18 protein-coding genes and 1 tRNA gene are annotated in these 18,839 nt (G+C 63.4%); 1 reads left to right on the top strand and 18 read right to left on the bottom strand.

Going from position 1 to position 18,839, the window contains the following annotated elements; genetic code table 11:
* Positions 1 to 401: 401 nt before the first annotated feature.
* From B5G28_RS12125 to B5G28_RS12090, 7 genes are all read right to left on the bottom strand, one after another.
* Positions 402 to 1,214, bottom strand: a complete 813-nt coding sequence (locus B5G28_RS12125) for a glycosyltransferase family 8 protein (RefSeq protein ID WP_087249174.1) — start codon at positions 1,212 to 1,214, stop codon at positions 402 to 404.
* Positions 1,215 to 1,242: 28 nt separating this feature from the next.
* Positions 1,243 to 2,325, bottom strand: coding sequence for a glycosyltransferase (locus tag B5G28_RS12120; protein WP_087249172.1), 1,083 nt, complete (start codon positions 2,323 to 2,325; stop codon positions 1,243 to 1,245).
* Positions 2,326 to 2,371: 46 nt separating this feature from the next.
* On the bottom strand, positions 2,372 to 4,111 hold the full coding sequence (locus tag B5G28_RS12110) for a glycosyltransferase (RefSeq protein WP_204228863.1): 1,740 nt from the start codon (positions 4,109 to 4,111) through the stop codon (positions 2,372 to 2,374).
* Between the two features lie 621 nt (positions 4,112 to 4,732).
* Positions 4,733 to 6,127 (bottom strand): amino acid decarboxylase, encoded by a 1,395-nt coding sequence (locus B5G28_RS12105; protein ID WP_087249170.1) that lies wholly within the window; start codon positions 6,125 to 6,127, stop codon positions 4,733 to 4,735.
* Complete coding sequence (scfB, locus tag B5G28_RS12100) at positions 6,124 to 7,578, bottom strand: thioether cross-link-forming SCIFF peptide maturase (protein ID WP_087249168.1); 1,455 nt, start codon at positions 7,576 to 7,578, stop codon at positions 6,124 to 6,126. The genes B5G28_RS12105 and scfB overlap by 4 nt, the downstream gene beginning before the upstream one ends.
* 63 nt (positions 7,579 to 7,641) lie before the next feature.
* Entirely contained in the window at positions 7,642 to 7,788 is a 147-nt protein-coding gene (gene scfA, locus B5G28_RS12095; RefSeq protein ID WP_087249166.1) for a six-cysteine ranthipeptide SCIFF, read from the bottom strand.
* Positions 7,789 to 7,873: 85 nt separating this feature from the next.
* Positions 7,874 to 8,167 carry a DUF2508 domain-containing protein gene (locus tag B5G28_RS12090; protein WP_087249164.1) on the bottom strand — a complete coding sequence of 98 codons (294 nt, stop codon included), beginning with the start codon at positions 8,165 to 8,167 and terminating at the stop codon, positions 7,874 to 7,876.
* A 215-nt stretch (positions 8,168 to 8,382) separates the two neighbouring features.
* On the opposite strand from B5G28_RS12090, the gene B5G28_RS12085 reads away from it, so the two are divergent.
* Positions 8,383 to 8,456 (top strand) — tRNA-Gln (locus B5G28_RS12085).
* A 533-nt stretch (positions 8,457 to 8,989) separates the two neighbouring features.
* Here B5G28_RS12085 and B5G28_RS12080 read toward each other — a convergent pair.
* The 11 genes from B5G28_RS12080 to B5G28_RS12030 all read right to left on the bottom strand — a co-directional run bounded on the left by B5G28_RS12080 (position 8,990) and on the right by B5G28_RS12030 (position 18,488).
* On the bottom strand, positions 8,990 to 10,669 hold the full coding sequence (locus B5G28_RS12080) for a hypothetical protein (RefSeq protein WP_087249162.1): 1,680 nt from the start codon (positions 10,667 to 10,669) through the stop codon (positions 8,990 to 8,992).
* 582 nt (positions 10,670 to 11,251) lie between these two features.
* On the bottom strand, positions 11,252 to 11,653 hold the full coding sequence (gene atpC, locus B5G28_RS12075) for an ATP synthase F1 subunit epsilon (RefSeq protein ID WP_087249160.1): 402 nt from the start codon (positions 11,651 to 11,653) through the stop codon (positions 11,252 to 11,254).
* A 3-nt stretch (positions 11,654 to 11,656) separates the two neighbouring features.
* A complete protein-coding gene (gene atpD / locus B5G28_RS12070) occupies positions 11,657 to 13,051 on the bottom strand; it encodes a F0F1 ATP synthase subunit beta (protein ID WP_087249158.1) in 1,395 nt (464 codons plus the stop codon).
* Between the two features lie 32 nt (positions 13,052 to 13,083).
* Positions 13,084 to 13,935 (bottom strand): ATP synthase F1 subunit gamma, encoded by an 852-nt coding sequence (gene atpG, locus B5G28_RS12065; protein ID WP_087249156.1) that lies wholly within the window; start codon positions 13,933 to 13,935, stop codon positions 13,084 to 13,086.
* 21 nt (positions 13,936 to 13,956) lie between these two features.
* Entirely contained in the window at positions 13,957 to 15,477 is a 1,521-nt protein-coding gene (gene atpA / locus B5G28_RS12060) for a F0F1 ATP synthase subunit alpha (protein ID WP_087249153.1), read from the bottom strand.
* Between the two features lie 52 nt (positions 15,478 to 15,529).
* On the bottom strand, positions 15,530 to 16,069 hold the full coding sequence (gene atpH, locus B5G28_RS12055; protein WP_087249151.1) for an ATP synthase F1 subunit delta: 540 nt from the start codon (positions 16,067 to 16,069) through the stop codon (positions 15,530 to 15,532).
* On the bottom strand, positions 16,066 to 16,566 hold the full coding sequence (atpF, locus tag B5G28_RS12050; RefSeq protein ID WP_087249149.1) for a F0F1 ATP synthase subunit B: 501 nt from the start codon (positions 16,564 to 16,566) through the stop codon (positions 16,066 to 16,068). Before atpF ends, atpH begins: the two co-directional genes overlap by 4 nt.
* Before the next feature lie 45 nt (positions 16,567 to 16,611).
* Entirely contained in the window at positions 16,612 to 16,893 is a 282-nt protein-coding gene (gene atpE / locus B5G28_RS12045; RefSeq protein WP_087249147.1) for an ATP synthase F0 subunit C, read from the bottom strand.
* Positions 16,894 to 16,938: 45 nt separating this feature from the next.
* Positions 16,939 to 17,682 (bottom strand): F0F1 ATP synthase subunit A, encoded by a 744-nt coding sequence (locus B5G28_RS12040; protein WP_087249145.1) that lies wholly within the window; start codon positions 17,680 to 17,682, stop codon positions 16,939 to 16,941.
* Positions 17,683 to 17,685: 3 nt separating this feature from the next.
* Positions 17,686 to 18,180 (bottom strand): ATP synthase subunit I, encoded by a 495-nt coding sequence (locus B5G28_RS12035; protein WP_087249143.1) that lies wholly within the window; start codon positions 18,178 to 18,180, stop codon positions 17,686 to 17,688.
* A 47-nt stretch (positions 18,181 to 18,227) separates the two neighbouring features.
* Positions 18,228 to 18,488, bottom strand: a complete 261-nt coding sequence (locus B5G28_RS12030) for an AtpZ/AtpI family protein (protein WP_242967601.1) — start codon at positions 18,486 to 18,488, stop codon at positions 18,228 to 18,230.
* Positions 18,489 to 18,839 lie beyond the last annotated feature (351 nt).

Genomic DNA, 18,839 nt, shown 5'->3' with positions numbered 1-18,839 from the left:
AGCTTTGGCCCGGCGCGTCCAGTGGACGAAACAGCCGGGCCGAAGCTGGCGCAGCGCTCCGGTTTTTGCAAGCGCCCTCCGTGGCGCGCCGCAAAAATCGGCTAAGCGCAAGAGGACTGACCCCTGGACCCAGACAGGGAAGTCGCGTCGTTCAAAAGCCTAAAAAAACACGACGGCCTTGGCCCGTTAAAACTTTGAGCGCTTACAAAAGACGGCCCGGTTTTTTCTTAACGGCTTTTGCCCGCCGCTCCGATTGAGACCACATGCCCGCCTCAGCGGGCTGGCGGTTCAGTGGGTCTTTTGGTGTTGTGGGGCGCAGACTTTTTTACAAAAACCACGCCCCCGGCCTGCATGCTGCGCAGGACCCGGGGGCGTTTAGGTTTTTATCTTAAATGTTCCCCTCAGCCTTCTGCCGGCTGGTCCTGGGCCAGTTCCTCATGGTAAAAGACCCCCAGGGGGCCCAGGTAGTTTTTCTGCCAGGGCTTGGGCTTGCCCAGATAGTGGACCACCACCGTGTTCCGGCGCACCCAGTCCAGGCTGATCTTCTCGCCGGGGGTGGCGTTGCACCGCAGGTACAGGCGGTCGGTCATATTGTAGATCCGGCTGTCCAGCACCAGGGCCCGGTCCCCGAACAGGGCCGTCAGGATATCCTGGTCGGGCAGAATCAGGCGGCGGCGGTATTTTTCGGCGTAGTCCCGGATATCTTCCAGCCGCACCAGATCCCGCAGAAGGTCCAGATTCATCATCAGGACCCCCGAGTTCAGGTACCGCACCCCCTCCTCCAGGCCCAGCCGGGCCTGGTTCACCCTGTCCATGAACTTCCGGGTATGGCTGCAGGCCATGAAGGCCGCCCCGCCAAAGTCGGAGGTATACAGGGGCATCAGGCTGTTGAGGATGACGGTATCCACGTCCAGATACAGAATCCGGTCCAGCTCCGGGGGCAGCAGCAGAGGCGCCGCCAGCCGGTAATAGATCTGGAGCGGATACCGCCCCGTCTCGGGGAAGCCCTCAAACAGGCCGTCCGGCACCGAAATCAGGGTGCACCGGTCCTGGGGCCGGAGCACCGCCCGCATCTGGGCGGCGTCCTCCTCGGTCAGGTCGGAGTGGAGAACGTACAGGTCGTACCGGTCGGCCCCGCCGTGGCGCAGGATGGTGGCCATGCACTGGCCCCACAGGGGGACAAACTTCCGGTTGATGGAAAACAGCAGATTCATGATCCAGTCCTATCCAGGCCCTGCCGCGTCAGGCGCGGCTGCGGGCCTTTTTTTGTTGTGGGGCGCGGCAGGCGCCGGGCTCCGCCAGGGCGGCGTCCAAAAAGCCGCCCGAGGCGTAAATCCGGCACAGGGCCTGTCCGATCTGGTGCAGGCTCCGGGCCTCGGCCACCGCCAGTCCCCCCTCCTGCAGGCTGGGCAGGTGTCCGTCCAGCATATCCCGCAGTTTGGAGGCAAAGCCTTCCAGGCTGTCCGCCTTATAGACCGACTTGCCGTCCTCCAGCCAGTTGTCGTACACCGGGATATCCCGCACCAGGGTGGGAATGCCGCAGGCCAACGCCTCCAGCACCACAATCCCCTCGGTCTCCTCATGGCTCAGGAAAGCGAAGGCGTCCGCCCCGCAATAGGCATCGCAGAGGGCGTCGGCGTCCACAAACCCCGCAAACAGCAGGTTGCCGGGGGCCGACTCCATGGCGCGGCGGATCTCCTCGGTGAGGAGGGCCTTGTCGGTATGGCCGAACCAGATGAACCGCACCTGGGGCATCCGGCGGGCCAGCTCCACGAAGTCGGGCAGGCCCTTGCGGACCATCCAGTGGCCCACCGAAATCACGCACTTCTGCCCCTCCGCCAGGCCGTACTTCGCCCGGAACCGGGCTGCGCGGTCGGGGTCGGGCTTGAAAAAGCCGGTATCAATGCCGTTGGACAGGGTGTAGATGGGCCGGCCGATCTTATACCCCATCAGAATCCGGCGGGAATAGACGCTGGGGGTGATGACCACATCCCCCTGGCGGTAGCAGAAAATCAGCCACCGCTTGAACAGCGGCGCCAACAGGTTGGAGCCGAAAAAGCTGTTGCGGAAGTCCTCCATGGTGGAGTGGCCATAGTAGACCACCTTGCACCCCCGGGCATGGGCCCGGGCCGCCGCCAGCGGCGCGTCGGGCAGGACGGTATTCAGGTGCACCACGCACCCCTTGGCCTGGGGCCCGGCGGGGGGAATCTCTCCCACCAGCGGCACCCCGGCGCTCTTCAGGGCGGCGGCCTGGTGTTCCAGGGCCTTGCCTACCCCGCTCTTGCGGACGGTGTTGTAGCCGCCCTGGTAAATGCAGACAGACATAGTCGAACAATCACTCCCTGCTCTGTACATCCGGCGCCGCGCCGGGTCAAATCAAACGCAGAATCGTATTCATGGCCACCGTCAGGCCGGTGCTGTAGGCCGCGATGGCGAAGGGTTTGCAGGTCAAAATAATCAGGGTGAACTGATCCCACCGCATGGAGGTGGTGCCGGCCATATAGCACAGGAAATCATCCGGCGCCACCGGCAAAAAGATGGCCAGCGCAAACCAGCGGGAAAAGCTCTTGTGCCCCATCCAGCGGTCGTATTTGATCAGCAGCTTGCGGGGGAACATCCGTTCCAGCAGGGGGCGGCCGCAGTAGCGGGCCACCCCAAAGGCCGCCAGAGATCCGATGCAGATGCCGATGTAGTTATAGGCGAAGCCGTACCAGGGCCCGAACAGCACCACGCCGGCCAGGCAGCCCAGGCCGCCGGGCAGGATGGGCACCACCACCTGTACCGCCTGGAAGGCGACGAAGGCGGCCGCCGCCCATACACCCAGGCCCGACACCCAGCTCTGGAGGGCGTTCAGGTCGGTGAGGAGGCCCCGGTGCCAGGCCCAGACACCCAGCCACAGGCAGAGGAAGAACCCCACCCCCGAGGCGGCCGCCGGGACGCCGGCGGGCAGTCCGCCCGGGATGCGGCAGCGGCGTTCCACCGCCTCCTCATACACCTGGAGGGCCTGCTGGGCGAAATGTTCCGCCGAAAAGCGCTCGGCGGTGGCCAGGGCGCCCTGGCGGAGGCGGCGGGCGGTATCGGGGCCGGACAGGGCCGCCAGGGCTTCATGGAAGCCGGCGGCGTCCTTCCACTGCCAGCCGTTCACCCCGTCCTCCACCACCCCATCCAGGCAGGGGTCGGCCCGGACGATGGTGGGGGTGCCGCAGGCCAGGGCCTCGAAATAGGTCAGGCCCTGGGTCTCGCTCTGGGAGGCGCAGACAAAGGCGTCCCCCGCCTGATAGTACCGCACCACCTCGGCGGGCGGCACCATGCCGGCAAACATCACCCGGTCCACCAGGCCCAGGTCGGCGGCCTGCTGTTCCAGCTGGGCCCGGGCGGGGCCGTCGCCCACAAACAGCAGCAGGGGCCGGCTCTCGGCCGGCTCTCGGACCAGCAGCCGGAGCAGTTCGCCGTGGTTCTTCTCGGCCGCCAGACGGCCGATGGACACCAGAATCCGCTCGTTCTCGGGCAGGCCCAATGCCCGCCGCAGGGCCGGGCGCTGGGCGTCGTCGATGGGGTGGAAGGCCGCCAGGTCGATGCCGGTGGGCACCGTATACACCGGGCAGCTCACCCCGTAGTGTTCCAGCAGGTCCGCCACCTTGCCGGTGGGGGCGATGATGGCGTCGCACCGGCCCGAAAACAGCCGGGTCAGCTCCTTGACCGCCACACGGCCGCAGCGCTGGCTGGGGATGATGTAGCGGGTATAGTCCTCATAGGCGGTGTGGTAGGTATGGACCAGGGGGCAGCCGCACCGCCGGGCCAGCCGCCACGCCGGCAAAAAGGTGGAAAATTCACACTGGGAATGGATGATATCGGGCCGCCAGTCGGTGAGGACCCGCATCCAGCGGTTCCAGGCCGCAAACCGCACCCGCGCTCCCGGATACACCCGGTCGGCGCTGAGGCTGCCCAGATAAATCACCCCGTCCTCCTCATAGGAATGGTTGGTGGGCGACAAGGTCAATACTTTTACATCGTGGCCCCGGGCCATCAGTTCCCGCCGCAGCAGGGTCACCGATCGCACCACGCCGTTCACGGCCGGGGTCCACCAGTCGGTGGTCAGCAATATTTTCATAAACAAGATCCTCCGTGGCAGGAATGCCATGACGGTTGCAATTTCTTTCCTATACCATTCCCAACGATTCAGCGGGCCGGTTCTTTACAAAGAAAGGCGTTTTCACAAAATTCTTACAAAGTCGTATCCTGCATTCCCCAAAAAAGGCGGCCCGCCGTCCCCACGGCAAAGAACCGGCGGACTTGTTTGTGTCCGCCGGTCCGGCTTCGCCTTCGATTGTATTGTAGCAGGTTTTGGAAAGTGCCGCAAGGCAGTTTACCATTTCTTTGCACAATCTTGCCGCATTGATAAAAAAACCCAGTGACGGGGCCATTTTACAGCCGTGCGAAGGCCGCGGTTCCCCACCGGCGCAGCAGGTGCAGCAGTCCGATGCACCCCGCCGCCGTGACGGCGCAGCACGCCGTCAGAGCCCCCGCCGGGCGGAGGGCGTGTATCTTTTTGATATCAAAATCATATCACACCATTTTCTCCCTGTCAAGCCGCAGGCGCAAAAAAAGCGCCCCCGCCCAAAGGGCAGGGACGCGAAAAAAACGATGGCCAAAGACCCCAAAGCGCGGGGCACCAGCGGGCGCGCCCGCGGCTGGCCGTTCCAGGTGCTCCCAGAGGGCGGCGGGCGCAGATTTACGCCAGCACCGACACTTCCCCGATGCCGAAGGCTTCCAGCAGCCGGAGGGCCGCCGGGCCGATGGTCTCGCCGCTGACGGCGATGGGGATGGCGGGCGGACAGGACACGGTGGGCAGGGCGCAGACCCGGCCCAGAGCCTCCCGGGCGGGGATACGGACCTGACGGCCCAGAACCGCCTGGCGAATGGTGCAGGCGGGCTGTCCGGCCTGGCGTTCCAGGTCCTCCCAGAGGGCGGCGGGCAGGGCGGCAGGGCCCTCCCCTGTCCCGGGATGGGCGATGGCGTCCAGGGCAGCGTCCCGCACCCGGTCAAAGTCCCGGGGCGGGTTGTGGGGGGTGAACATCAGCACCAGATACCGGGGGTCGGCGTACTCGCATTCCACCCGGTGGGCCCGGAACACCTCTGCCAGCTCCTGGCCGCTGCGGCCCGCCGCTGCCCCGTCCAGCACCAGTTTCAGGGGCTCGGAGGGACGGACCAGGCCGGGGCACCGGGCGTCCAGCTGGGCTTTCAATGCGTCCAGCGCCCGGATGCAGTCCGCCAGCCGGGCGGGCCAGTCCCCCGCCAGCGCCCCGGCGCACAGGTCCAGGGACTGCAAAATCAGATAGGAGGGGCTGGTGGAGCCGAACAGGCACATGGCCCCCCGCACGTCCGCCGGGTCGGGGTTCAGCAGGCCCCGGCCGGCGTGGAGGTAGGCCCCGCCGGTGAGAACCGGGAGGGTCTTGTGGGCCGAATCGCAGCACATGTCCGCCCCCAGGTCCATGGGGTGGCGGCTGCCCCCCGGCAGAAACCGCAGATAGGCCCCGTGGGCGTTGTCCACCAGCAGGGGCACCCCACGGGCATGGCACAGGGGGGCCAGGGCGGCCACGTCCTGCACCCCGCCCAGGTAGTCGGGGCTGGTGAGGTAGACGCCGAAGGGGCGGCGGCCTTCCTGTTCCAGGGCGTCCAGGGCGGCGGACAGCCGGCCGGGGCTCACCGGGCAGGCGCAGAGGCTGGCGTCGGGGCCGGCCGGGGGCCACAGCCACCGGACATCAAAGTCCAGCAGGGCCGCGGCATACAGAAGGGCCTTGTGGGCGTTGCGGGCCGCCAGCAGCACCGGCCGGCCTTCCCCCTGGGGGGCGGCCTGCAGGGCCAGAAACAGCATGGCCCGGATGCACTGGGAGGAGCCTTCCGCCCCGTACCAGGTGCCTGCGGTGCCGAACAGCCGGGCGGTGACCGCCTCGCTCCGGGCGATGATCCCCTCGGCCTCGTACAGTTCATCCGCCCCGGCAATCTCGGTCAGGTCCAGGGCCTCGCAGCCCAGAGGACCGGTCCCCTTGTGGCCCGGCATATGGAGCCGGGAGGTGTCCGAGGCGGCGTAAGCCCGCACAAATTCCGCGATGGGGGTCAGGCTCATTCGGCGCAGCCCTCGCCGTCGGCGCAGGCGGTGCAGGTGCCGCCCAGCTGGACGGGAACCTCAATGCCCTGGGCGGCCAGGTCCTGGTTTTTGGCCACCTCGATCATGATGGCGCACTCGATCCGCTTCTTGAACAGCTCGCAGCCGTACTCATACACGCCGCTGATGCTGCCGGTGGCGTGGTAGGCGTTGGCGGCACAGCCGCCCGAGCAGTACAGCTTGGCCCAGCAGTCCTTGCATTCGGGACGGGCGTAGGCGTTGCAGTGGCGGAACTCATCCTGTGCGGCGGTGTTGGTGACACCCTTCCAGATGTCGCCCAGCAGGTACTTGGGATCGCCCACAAACTGGTGGCAGGGGTACAGGTCGCCCCAGGGGGTGACCGCCATGTACTCGGTGCCCGAGCCGCAGCCCGAAATCCGCTTATAGATGCAGGGGCCGCCGGTCAGGTCGATCATATAATGGTAGAAGGTGAAGGGACGGCCTTCCCGCTCCCGGCGCAGCATCTCCTTGGCCAGCAGCTCGTACTGGTCCAGCAGCACCGGCAGGTCCTCCTTGGTGAGGGCGCAGGGATCGTCGGGCTTGGACACCACCGGCTCCATGCTCAGCTCGGTAAAGCCCAGGTCGGCCATATGGAAGATATCCTTGGTGAAGTCGGTGTTGGCGTGGGTGTAGGTGCCGCGGATATAGTAGTTCTTGTCGCCGCGGGCCTTGACGAACTTCTGGAACTTGGGGACGATGGTGTCGTAGCTGCCATGGCCGGCGTAGTCCACACGCAGGCGGTCGTGGATCTCCTTGCGGCCGTCCAGGCTCAGAACCACGTTGCTCATCTCCCGGTTGCAGAAGTCGATGACGTCGTCGTCGATCAGCATGCCGTTGGTGGTGAGGGTGAAACGGAAGTTCTTGCCCGTCTCCTTCTCACGCTGGCGGCAGTAGGCCACCAGGTCCTTCACCATCTGCCAGTTCATCAGCGGCTCGCCGCCGAAGAAGTCCACTTCCAGGTTGCGGCGGGTGCCGGAGTTCTCGATCAGGAATTCCATGGCGCGCTTGCCCACGTCCAGGCTCATGAGGGCACGCTCGCCCTGATACCGGCCCTGGGCGGCAAAGCAATAGGAACAATTCAGGTTGCAGGTGTGGGCCACGTGCAGGCACAGGGCCTTGACCACATGATTCCGGTTCTTGAAGTCAAAGGCCATGTTCTCGTAGACGTCGGGGCTCCACAGTTTGCCGGCGGCCTCCAGGGCCGCCACGTCGTCCAGGCACTGGGCCAGGTCGGCGGCGGTGACGTCGGGGCGGTCGGCGTATTTTTCCAGCAGCCGGGCGGTGATCTCCTCCCGGGTGGCTTCCTTATACAGGGCGATGACGTCGTAGGCCACCTCGTCCACCAGGTGGACCGAGCCGCTGCAGGTATCCAGCACAATATTGTAGCCGTTGAGTTTATACTGATGTACCATTCTTTCCTCCGTGATACACAAAAAAATGCCGCCCGGCAAAGGCGGCATCGGATGGGGCCAAGATTACTTGTTGCTGTTCTCGCACTTCTGGTTTGCCACGCCGCAGGAAGTCTTGCAGGCGGACTGGCAGGAGGTCTGGCACTCGCCACAGCCGCCGGTCTGGACGCTCTTGGTCAGGTCGCGGGTTGCAATGGTCTTGATTCTCTCCATGGTATGTACCTCTCTATCTTATCCATTACGCCCCAAACAGGGCGCGCGTATTCTGTTTGTATGATAACACGGTTTACCTTCCCTGTCAAGGGCCGTCCTCCCCGAATGCGGGCAGCCCCGCCAGGATGGTGTGCAGGCCCAGTTCCCGGGCGCGCTGGATCAAATAACGGTACCGGCACAGCAATGCCTGACGCTCATAAATCCGCTGTTCCACCAGGTCGGGGTCCACTTCCAGGTCGAACATCATGGCGTTGCGGCGCAGGCAGTACAGGCATTCCTTGATTTCCTCCTCCAGCTCGGGGTGGTAGCGCTCATGTTCCACGTCCCGCGGGATGCGGCGGGACAGCAGGCTGGGACGGCGGGGGGCGGTCTGGGACATACGATCTTCTCCTTCCACAGTTGACACCATACAAAAAACACGGGGCCCGGTCCTTTTCGGGGCCCGGCAAAAGCCTCTTTCTTATTCTACGCACCCCGCACGGAAAAATATGCCGGATTTTTTATTTTGGGGGTTGACAATCCCATCCAACCTGAGTATAATAATCACCGTCGGCAGCGCAAACGACTCGCCGCCCGATACAAAACCAGATCCGATGGGGATTTGCATAGTGGTAGTGCGGTAGACTCTGACTCTACTTGTGGGAGTTCGATTCTCTCATCCCCAACCAAAAGGCTTCGCCAAACGGCGAGGCCTTTTTCTTTTTTCAAAAAGAAACCTTTCTTTTCGAAAAAAGAAACAAAAACTTTTTACTGTGTACCATGCAGTTTCCGGGTCTCCGAAGGCTCCGCGGGGCCTTTACGCCAAAAGCTCGCTCGCGGCGTTTGCGCCTGCGGCGCGGTATGCAAACACAGCGACCGCGTCCAGTGGACGAAACAGGGAGGCGTGGTTGGCTGCGTAGCCGAGGCGCTGCCTGCGGCAGAAACAGCCGAGGCGGAGCAGGGGCAGCCGTCCAAATTTTCAAGCGGACTGCGTCCGGCGCAGAAAATTTGGCTAACGGCAACCCGGCGCAGCGCTCCGGTTTTCGCAAGGGAGCACCGCCGACCGCCGCGAAAATCGGCTAAGCGCAAGAGGGCAAAGTCTTGTGTAGCCTGGTTTCTCTCGCCCGGTACGCACTGAAAAACCATAACAAAGCCCCCGCCCTACTGATCCGGGCGGGGGTTGTTTTTGGTTTAGAGTTCTACGGGGACAGCCGCGCGGGGGTTAGGTTTTGGGCCAAGGGAGTTCAGTGGTGGCGATGGGCCTATCCCCAGTTTCGTCATAGCCGATCCCGGTGCCGGCGGAGGCGCGGATATTACTCCCTGTTGCACCCTCCGGTGCTACATCGGTAGAAGGGCCGGAGCTGGTGACGGTGGCGATGTCGTAGCCGCCGCCGGCTTTCGCGGCCTTGGCTTCGATCTTGCTGTTGCCGGTGTAGCTGGCGCTCACGGTGCCCTCGCTGTTGTGCCCCACCAGACCGCCGGCGAAGGCGGCAAAGAAGCTGCCGGTGCTCTCGATGATGGCGGTGATGGCTCCACTGCCGTTGTAGCTGCCGGTCACCTTAGCGCTGTCGATGTTGTTCCCCACCAGGCCGCCGGCGTTGGCGTAGCCGCTGGTGCTCGTGGCGGAGATGGTTCCATTGCCGGTGTAGCTGCCGTTCACGGTGCTGCTCTTGGATTGGCCGTAACTCTGCCCCACCAGGCCGCCGGCGTTGGCGTTGCTGCCGGTACTCGTGGCGGAGACGCTGGTATCTTTCACTGTGCAGCTGCCCTCGATGGTGCCGTTCTTGTTGTAGCCCACAATGCCGCCGGCGTAAGGAATGCCGGTGATGGTGCCGCCGGTGACGGTGCAGTCGCTGATTTCGTTTTCATTCATGCCCACGATGCCGCCGGCGATGGTGCCTGTGATGGATTTATCGTTGTCTATGGTCACCTCGCAGCCGGTGATGGTGCCGTAATTGCAGCCCGCCACCGCGCCGGCCCAAATGTAACCACTAGGATTCGTATAGCCTTCGGAGATGTTGTCCTTTACGTTGATACGGATATTTTCAACGGTGCCGCCGGTCTCTATCTGGTTAAACAGACCATAGCCGCCGTCGCCGGAAAGGGTGATTTGGGCCTTGCTGGCCGCACTTTCGCCTTTCAGGGTGCCTTTAAAGGTTTCAGCCAGGGGTGCAGTGGAGGTGTCGACGGTGTAGGTTTGGCCTGCCGACAGGGTAATGGTGACACCCTCAAAACCAATGTTGCGGGCGGTTTCCAGGGCCTGCTTCTCTTGCTCATTCCCGCTGGTACTACTGCCAGTGCCCGAAAAGATATAGTTCAGACCCTCAGAGGTGCCAACGGTGACGGCGGTGACGGTGCCGCTCTCGTCCACGGTCACCTTATAAGGCTCCTTGGGTTCCTCCGGCTCGTCGTCGTCATTGTCATCGTCCCGGCTGCCGGCCCTGTCCACGGTGGCCTGGACCAGAAGGGCGTAGCCGTTGTCGGTCTCGATCATGGCGACCTGGGCGGTGTACTGGCCGTCTTTGGGCAGAGCGGAAAAGACCTTGTTCCACTCGACAAAGCCCGACCGGCCCGCGGCGTCGGGGTCCGAGCCGGGGTAGAGAATCAGGTTCCAGGCGGTGTCCCCTTTCTGGCCGTCCCCCAGAAGCTGGAAGCTGATGCCCGGGCCCAGAATGTTTTCCAGGGCGGCGCGGATTTCCGCTTTGGTTTCGGCTCCACGGACCGCCTGGCGGAGGGCGGCTTCCAACTCAGAGTCCATCTCCACCGAGACATTGGTGTATTTGCCGTCCAGTAGGTTCAGCAGGGTACGGGCGACGGACTGCTGTCCTCCCCCGCAGCCGGCCAGCAAAGCCAGGACCAGCGCCGCCGACACAAGCAGCGCCGTGACTTTTTTCGCAAGCATGATGGTTTCCTCCTTTGGTTGTCTTGTCCGGAAAGGTGCACTTTTCCGAACGGGAGTGTTTAGACATCTGTCATGTAAAATTATACCAGAAAAATGACCTAATATCAATTCGGTCAAAAATGCAAATTGCCTCTTTTGGACTGTTCAAAAAAGTACAGTTTTCTGAACGGGGATTTTTTTGGTGCAGGGAGGCTTCAAGGGATTGTTGGCCGCTGCATCAGAACAACCAAAAACAACCCCTGTCCAGAGGATGGACGGGGGTTGTTGTATTTTATAGCTTTTCAGAGCATGCCGGTGAGGAAACTCAGGCTATGCGAGACTTTGGACTCACCGGGCCGCAGGCCGGGAGCCTGCTAAAGAGGCTGAAACCTGACCGCCGGCAGGGCCTAGTGAAGATTACAGCAGTCAGCGGTACCAGGTGAAACCTCTTGCGCTTAGCCGATTTTTGCGGCGCGCCAGGGATGGCGCTTGCAAAAACCGGAGCGCGGCGCCAGCCTCGCCTCGCTGCTTCGTCCACTGGACGCGCTCGGCTCGGCTGCCTTTTGCCCCGCTTTTTCTCGAAAAAGGATGGGCCGGGGCGGGTTATTTCTGGATGGAGGTGCGCACCAGGGCGCGCTTGAGCCGGGCCTGGGCCAGCTCGTACTCCTGCTCGGACAGGTTCTTCTGGGCCAGGATCTCCTCGGCACGACGCTTGGACGCCTCGGCACGGGCCTGGTCGATCTCCTCCACCCATTCCCAGGTGGTGGCCACCAGGCGGACCTCGCCGTCCAGCACCGTCAGCATGCCGCCCATGCAGGCGGCACGGCGCCGCTGGCCGTCCGGCAGGATGATATGGGCCTCGCCCATACCCAGGGCCGTACAATAGTCCCCGTGGCGGGCCAGGATGGCCAGATCCCCGTCGATGGCCCGGCAGACCACACGCTCGGCCTCGCCCTCAAAGGCGCAGCCGTCCGGCGTGACCACCGTCAGATGAAAGGTCGTCATGGTTTACCCTTTCTTTGCCTTGGCGAAGACGTCGTCGATGGTGCCCGCGAACAGGAACGCACTCTCGGGCAGGGCGTCGCACTCGCCGTTCAGAATCATGCGGAATCCCCGCAGCGTCTCTTTCAGCGGCACGTACTGGCCGGGCATGCCGGTGAACTGTTCCGCCACGTGGAAGCTCTGGGACAGGAACCGCTGCACCTTGCGGGCGCGGCTGACCGTCAGCTTGTCCTCCTCGCTCAGTTCGTCCATGCCCATGATGGCGATGATGTCCTGCAGCTCCTTGTAGCGCTGCAGCACCTTCTGGACGGCGCGGGCCACCTCATAGTGCTCCTGGCCCACCACGTCGGGGCTCAGGATGCGGCTGGTGGAATCCAGCGGGTCCACCGCCGGGTAGATGCCCTGGGACGAAATCTCACGGCTCAGAACGGTGGTGGCGTCCAGGTGGGTGAAGGTGGTGGCGGGGGCCGGGTCGGTCAGGTCGTCCGCAGGGACGTAGACCGCCTGGACCGAGGTGATGGAACCCTTGCGGGTGGAGGTAATGCGCTCCTGCAGGGCGCCCATCTCGGTGGCCAGGGTGGGCTGATAGCCGACGGCCGAGGGCATGCGGCCCAGCAGAGCCGACACCTCACTGCCCGCCTGGGTGAAGCGGAAAATGTTGTCGATGAACAGCAGCACGTCCTGATTCTTGACGTCGCGGAAGTATTCCGCCATGGTCAGGCCCGACAGGGCCACCCGCATACGGGCTCCCGGCGGCTCGTTCATCTGGCCGTAGACCAGGGCCGTCTTGTTGATGACGCCGCTCTCGGTCATTTCGCCGTACAGGTCGTTGCCCTCACGGGTGCGCTCGCCCACGCCGGTGAACACCGAATAGCCGTTGTGCTCGGTGGCGATGTTGTAGATCAGCTCCTGGATCAGAACCGTCTTGCCGACGCCGGCGCCGCCGAACAGGCCGATCTTGCCGCCCTTGGCGTAGGGGCAGATCAGGTCCACGACCTTGATGCCGGTCTCCAGGATCTCGGTGGTGGACTGCTGTTCCTCATAGCTGGGGGCGGGACGGTGGATGGGCAGCCAGGCCTCCGCCTCGGGGGCGGGCTTGTTGTCGATGGGCTGGCCCAGCAGGTTGAAGACTCGGCCCAGGCATCCCTCGCCCACCGGTACCTTGATGGGCTCGCCGGTGTCCACAGCCTCGGTCCCGCGGACCAGGCCGTCGGTGCTGCTCATGGCAATGCAGCGGGCCACATTGTCGCCGGTCAGCTGCGCCACCTCCACCACCAGCTTCTGGCCGTGGTTGTCGATCTCGATGGCGCTGAGCAGCTCCGGCAGCTCGTTATCCTTGAACCGGATATCCAGCACGGGGCCAATGACCTGGATCACCTTGCCGATATGTTTTTCGGACATAGGCTACAACTCCTTACTTTTACAATGAATCTTTACATTTCTGCGCCTGCCACGATCTCGGTGATTTCCTGGGTGATGGCGGCCTGACGGGCGCGGTTGTAATACAGATTGAGGTTTTCGATCATCTCGGACGCGTTCTTGGTGGCGGCGTCCATGGCGGTGCGGCGGGCGGCCAGCTCGCTGGCCACGCTCTCGCACAGTGCGCCGTAGACGGTGCCGGCCACATATTCGGGGATGATGGCCCGGAACACTTCCTCACAGCTGGGCTTATACAGGATCTGGCTGCGGCGGGCCTCCGCCTTCTGCTCCTCGGTGGGAGAGATGGTCAGGGGCAGCACCTCCACCACGCTGGCGGTCTGGGTCATCATGGAGTCAAAACGGGTGTAGCAGATCTTCACCGCGTCGTACTTCCCGTCCAAAAAGCCCCGGATGATCTGGCGCGACAGCTGGAAGCAGTCGCCCACCGACACGTCCGCCGCCGGCAGCACTTCCTGGGTGAACAGCTCCGCACCGTGGTGGGCGAAGTATTCCGCCGAGCGCTTGCCGATGGGCAGGATCAGGGGGTTTTCTTCCTGCTCGGCCGCCAGCTTGAAGATATTGGCGTTGTAGCCGCCGGCCAGGCCGCGGTCGCCTGCAATCACGATCAGCAGGGTCCGGCCGCTGCCCGCCTGCCGCCGCAGATAGCCCTTCTGGGCCCGGGGGTCGGCGGCGGCAATCTTGGTCAGGGTCTCATACAACGTCTCGAAATAGGGGCGGCTGTGTTCCACCCGCTCCTTCGCACGGCGCATTTTGGAGGAGGCCACCAGCTCCATCGCTTTGGTGATCTGCATGGTGCTTTCTACGCTTTTGATGCGCAGCTTAATGTCCTTCATGGAGCTTGCCATGCGCAACACGCCTCCTTCCTATCAATGTGCCTTGACGAACTCGCCGGTGAAGGCGGTGAGGATGGCCTGCAGCTTTTCCTCGGTGTCCTTGTCCAGGTTGCCGGTGGTGCGGACGGTCTCCATGACCGCGGCGCCCTCGGCGTTGTTGTCCAGGTACTCGTACAGGTCCCGCTCATAGGTGGACACGTCAGCCACCTTCACCTCGGTGAGGTAGTCGTGGATGGTGGCGTAAAGGATGGCCACCTGCTTTTCCACCGGCACGGGGGCCGAACGGTTCTGCTTGAGCACCTCCACGATGCGCTCGCCCTGGGCCAGGCGGGCCTTGGTGTCGGCGTCCAGGTCGGAGCCGAACTGGGCGAAGGACTGCAGCTCCCGGTACTGGGAGTAGATCAGCTTCAGGGTGCCGGCCACCTTCTTCATGGCCTTGATCTGGGCGTTGCCGCCCACACGGGAGACCGAAATGCCGGGGTTCACGGCCGGCATGACGCCGGAGTGGAACAGCTCGGTCTCCAGGAAGATCTGGCCGTCGGTGATGGAGATGACGTTGGTGGGAATGTAGGCGGACACGTCACCCGCCTGGGTCTCGATGATGGGCAGGGCCGTCAGGCTGCCGCCGCCCTTGGCGTCGGACAGTTTGGCGGCGCGCTCCAGCAGACGGCTGTGCAGATAGAAGACGTCGCCGGGGTAGGCCTCACGTCCCGGGGGACGCCGGATCAGCAGGGACAGGGCGCGGTAGGCCACTGCGTGCTTGGACAGGTCATCGTAGATGATGAGGGCGTGCTTGCCCTTGTTCATGAAGTATTCGCCCATGGCGCAGCCGGAATAGGGGGCGATATACTGCAGGGGGCTCAGCTCGCTGGCGGTGGCCGACACCACGATGGTGTAGCTCATGGCCCCGGCCTCGGTGAGGCTCTGGACCAGGTTGCCCACGGTGGAACGCTTCTGGCCGATGGCCACGTAGATGCAGATGACGTCCTTGCCCTTCTGGTTGATGATGGTATCGGCGGCGATGGTGGTCTTGCCGGTCTGGCGGTCGCCGATGATCAGCTCGCGCTGGCCGCGGCCGATGGGGATCATGGAGTCGATGGCCTTGATGCCGGTCTGGAGGGGTTCCTTGACCGGCTGGCGGTCGATGATGCCGGGGGCGGGGCTCTCGATGGGACGGTATTCGGCGGCCTCAATGGGGCCGGCGCCGTCGATGGGCTGGCCCAGGGCGTTGACCACGCGGCCAATCATCCCCTCGCCCACCGGCACCGAAACCACCTTGCCGGTGCGCTTGACGGTGCCGCCTTCCTTGATGCCCACGTCCGAGCCCAGAAGCACGATGGAAACCGTGTTCTCCTCCAGGTTCTGGGCCATGCCATACTCGCCGTTCTCAAACAGCAGCAGCTCGCCGGCCATGCACTTCTCCAGGCCGCTGGCATGGGCGATGCCGTCGCCCACCATGATGACCGTGCCGATCTCGCTCTGCTCGATGACGGTCTCATAGTGTTTGATCTGGGCGCGAATGATCTTTGATATCTCCTCAGGCTTCAGTTGCATTGTTGTCTGTTCACCACTCAATTCTTTGTGATTTTCAGGGTGGAAGGTCTTGTCACAGGGCGGCGGAGGCGATGCTGGTGCGCAGGCCGGACAGCCGGTTCTTCACCGTGCCGTCCAGCTCGGCGCCGTCCATGTCCAGCCGGATGCCGCCCAGCACCCCGGGGTCAACCCTGCATTGCAGGTCGATGGTTTTGCCGGTGACCGCCTCCAGCTTCTGGCGCAGGCGGGCGGCCTGGTCCGGGGTGAGGGCCACGGCCGAAACCGCGGTGGCCTCCAGAATCCCATGGGCGGCGTTGTACCGCAGGCGGTAGGCCCGGGCACAGTCGCCCAGCTGCCGCAGCTGGCCCCGCTCGCACAGGATCTTCAAAAAGTTCAGCAGATAGGGGTGGACCTCCCCCCGCAGCGCCTCATCCAGCAGGCCGCAGCGCTCCTTTTTGGGGAGGCTGGGGGTGCTGAGCAGGCGCAGGTAGTCGGGGTTTTCCACCAGCAGAGCCCGGCACTGGTCCAGCTCGGTCAGGATGCGTTCGTCCGCCCCCTCCTCTGCCGCCAGCTCATACAGGCTGCCGCCGTACATTTTTGCGAACTCGGTCATGATGCTTCACCCACGTTCTGGATAAATTCGTCGATGAGGGCCTTGTGGTCAGCCTCCCGGATCTCGCGCTCCACCACTTTGGAGGCGATCTCGATGGCCATGCCGCCGATCTCATCCTTGACCTCATTCACAGCCTTGCGGCGCTCCTGGGCGATGTCGGCCTCCGCCTTCTGCTTGAGGGCGGCAGCCTGGGTGCGGGCCTCGTTCAGCATCTCTTCGCTGCGGGCGGCGGCGGTCTTCTGGGCAGCGGCCACAATCTGGTTGGCCTCGGCGCGGGCCGAACGCATATTCGCCTCGTACTCCGCCTTCATGGCCTCGGCCTCGGCCCGCAGCTGGCGGGCCTCCTCAATCTGGCTGTCGGCCTTGGCCTTGCGCTGGGCAATCACCTTGCGCACAGGCTCCAGTAGCAGCTTTTTGAAGATGAAAAGTTGGATCATCAGGTTGCAGATCTGCGCCAGAAAGGTCCACCCGTCCAGCGTAATCAATGCATTATACATCCGCGTTTCCCTCCTTTCCGTTGGATGTGTCCGTAAGAGAAACGCTTACTTCAGGTAGTTCATGAACATGCCGGGAGCCAGGAAGATCAGCAGCAGGCCGGTGACGAAGCCGTAAATACCGGTGGTCTCGGCCAGAGCGACGCCCAGGATCAGGGTGCTGGTGACTTCGCTCTTGCACTCGGGCTGACGGCCGACGGCCTCACAGGCAGCAGCGGCGGCGTTGCCTTCGCCGATACCAGGGCCGATGCCGGCGATCAGCGCGCAGCCGGCGCCGATGCCGCAGCCTGCCAGAGCGATACCACGGGCCAGAAATTGAAAGTCAGTCATAGTTGTTGTCCTCCTAAAAATTGTTTGGGGCGGCAAGGATCAAACTCAGTCCTCGCCGGCGGCCTGTTTGATAAAGATGGTGGTCAGGGTGCAGAAGATGAAGGCCTGAATGCAGCCGCCGAACCAGTCGAAATACAGGCCCGTAAAGGCCGGGATGCCGATCTGGAACAGCTGCAGCTGACTGAGGATGCCCGGCAGGGCGCCGAACACCACATGGCTCAGGCTGGCCAGTGCCCAGTACAGCAGGGTGGAAATAACTGTGCCGGACAGGATGTTGCCGAAGTGACGGCAGGCCATGCTGACGGGGGTGGCCAGCTCCGAGATGACGTTGATGGGGGCCATCAGGAAGATGGGGTCCAGGTACCCGCGCAGGTAGCCCAGGATGCCGCTGGCCTTGATCTTGTGGTAGGTAATCAGGATAAACACCACCACGGCCCAGGCCAGCTCGGTGTTCAGGTCGGCGGTGGGGCTCCAGAAGCCCAGGACGCTGATGAGGTTGCATCCCACGCTCAAGGCGAAGATGGCGCCCACCAGAGGGATATACTGGTTGAAGTGGTAACCCATGTTGTCGTGGACGAACTGTTCCAGCCGCTCCACCACCAGCTCAGCCACCGCCTGACGCTTGGAGACGTTCTCCAGCTGGAGGTTATGTCCCAGCCAGAACGCCAGCCCCGACAGCAGGGCCATGACGATCCAGGTCATCACCAGGGTCTGGGAAATCTTGAAATCCCCCAGGACCGGGATATTGGTGTGGATGGTAAAGAGGATTTTTGCGCCGTTCAGTTCCATTGTTTAGGTTTCACCCCCTTTGACGCCGGGGTCGTCGGCAGGCTGGGCCTCGCCGTCGGGGTCATCCACCGAGACCTCGGGCTGCGGGCGGGGCTTTGCGGGCTGATACTTGCCGGTTATTTGCAGGTAGTAGATGGTGATGCGGGGGAAAAACAGCGGCAGCACGCTGGCGAAGGGCTGGAACCAGGGCGACGCGATGGCGACGACCACCCACACGGCCTGGACCAGCATCCGGACGTTGTAGGAGACCTTGAGCATCATTTTGCGGCGGTCCTCCTCCTTCTCGTCCACGACTTTCTGGACCATCAGGCAGATGCCGGCAAAATTGCCCACCGCCACCGCCGCGCCAATGATCCCGCCCAGCACCACCGTGCTGTCGAAGGGGACCCAGTTCACCACATGGAACGCTGCGAACAGCACCCACATGGCGGCGGTGCACAGGGCGGTTCCCCCTGTGATGCGTTTCAGTTCCTTTTTGGATTCCGGCTGCAGTTTCATGATGAAAGCAGACCTCCTGTCACAATGATTGGGGCCGCGGCGGCAAATTATTCGTGATTGTTGAAGCCGACGCGGCGATTCTGGTCTTTTTGGGCGCGGCGCAGCCGGCCCCGGGCAAACACCCAAAAGTTCTGCCCGCCGGCCGCCAGGCCCAGCAAAACCGCCGGCAGATACAGCCACATGGGCCAGCCCCACCGGGTCACGGCCCACCAGCAGCCCCCCAGGCACATGACCAGGGGCAGCAGCATGGTCAGGCCCAGCTGGGTGAGCCAGACCAGATCTTCCAGCACTTTGTACAGACCTTTCAACTGCGTTTTCTCCTCTCTGAGACCGGCCCGGAAAGGCTTTCCAGCCCGAGGGCATCTCATTCAGAGTATAAACCAAAGCGCTCAAAAATGCAACCTCTTTTCCCCGAAAATGTAGTAAACAGTCACAGTTTCACCGTCTTTTTTCAAGAAAACCTCTGCATCGCGGTTTTGATGTTCGGGGCGGGATGGATACATGGACAGAACATTCCACCAGCGGAACAGACCGCCGCAAGACCCAGCGAAACGTCCCAAACCGCGCGCGGGATGGCTGCGCCACGCTGCCGATGGCACCCTCCCCCAACGGGGGATGTCGCACAGCGACAGGGGGGACTTCCTCTATGGGCGGGTGGG

The organism is Faecalibacterium sp. An77, assembly GCF_002161315.1.
Lineage (GTDB): Bacteria > Bacillota > Clostridia > Oscillospirales > Ruminococcaceae > Faecalibacterium.
This window is presented reverse-complemented; position numbering and strand designations above follow the sequence as displayed.

Coding starts and splice junctions, on each gene's coding strand:
- B5G28_RS12090 (WP_087249164.1), bottom strand. CDS start 8,167: ATGTCCCAGACCGCCCCCCGCCGTCCCAGCCTGCTGTCCCGCCGCATC.
- B5G28_RS12105 (WP_087249170.1), bottom strand. CDS start 6,127: ATGAGCCTGACCCCCATCGCGGAATTTGTGCGGGCTTACGCCGCCTCG.
- scfB (WP_087249168.1), bottom strand. CDS start 7,578: ATGGTACATCAGTATAAACTCAACGGCTACAATATTGTGCTGGATACC.
- B5G28_RS12125 (WP_087249174.1), bottom strand. CDS start 1,214: ATGAATCTGCTGTTTTCCATCAACCGGAAGTTTGTCCCCCTGTGGGGC.
- B5G28_RS12040 (WP_087249145.1), bottom strand. CDS start 17,682: ATGGAACTGAACGGCGCAAAAATCCTCTTTACCATCCACACCAATATC.
- atpH (WP_087249151.1), bottom strand. CDS start 16,069: ATGACCGAGTTCGCAAAAATGTACGGCGGCAGCCTGTATGAGCTGGCG.
- B5G28_RS12080 (WP_087249162.1), bottom strand. CDS start 10,669: ATGCTTGCGAAAAAAGTCACGGCGCTGCTTGTGTCGGCGGCGCTGGTC.
- atpD (WP_087249158.1), bottom strand. CDS start 13,051: ATGTCCGAAAAACATATCGGCAAGGTGATCCAGGTCATTGGCCCCGTG.
- atpE (WP_087249147.1), bottom strand. CDS start 16,893: ATGACTGACTTTCAATTTCTGGCCCGTGGTATCGCTCTGGCAGGCTGC.
- B5G28_RS12110 (WP_204228863.1), bottom strand. CDS start 4,111: ATGAAAATATTGCTGACCACCGACTGGTGGACCCCGGCCGTGAACGGC.
- B5G28_RS12035 (WP_087249143.1), bottom strand. CDS start 18,180: ATGAAACTGCAGCCGGAATCCAAAAAGGAACTGAAACGCATCACAGGG.
- atpA (WP_087249153.1), bottom strand. CDS start 15,477: ATGCAACTGAAGCCTGAGGAGATATCAAAGATCATTCGCGCCCAGATC.
- scfA (WP_087249166.1), bottom strand. CDS start 7,788: ATGGAGAGAATCAAGACCATTGCAACCCGCGACCTGACCAAGAGCGTC.
- atpG (WP_087249156.1), bottom strand. CDS start 13,935: ATGGCAAGCTCCATGAAGGACATTAAGCTGCGCATCAAAAGCGTAGAA.
- atpC (WP_087249160.1), bottom strand. CDS start 11,653: ATGACGACCTTTCATCTGACGGTGGTCACGCCGGACGGCTGCGCCTTT.
- atpF (WP_087249149.1), bottom strand. CDS start 16,566: ATGTATAATGCATTGATTACGCTGGACGGGTGGACCTTTCTGGCGCAG.
- B5G28_RS12120 (WP_087249172.1), bottom strand. CDS start 2,325: ATGTCTGTCTGCATTTACCAGGGCGGCTACAACACCGTCCGCAAGAGC.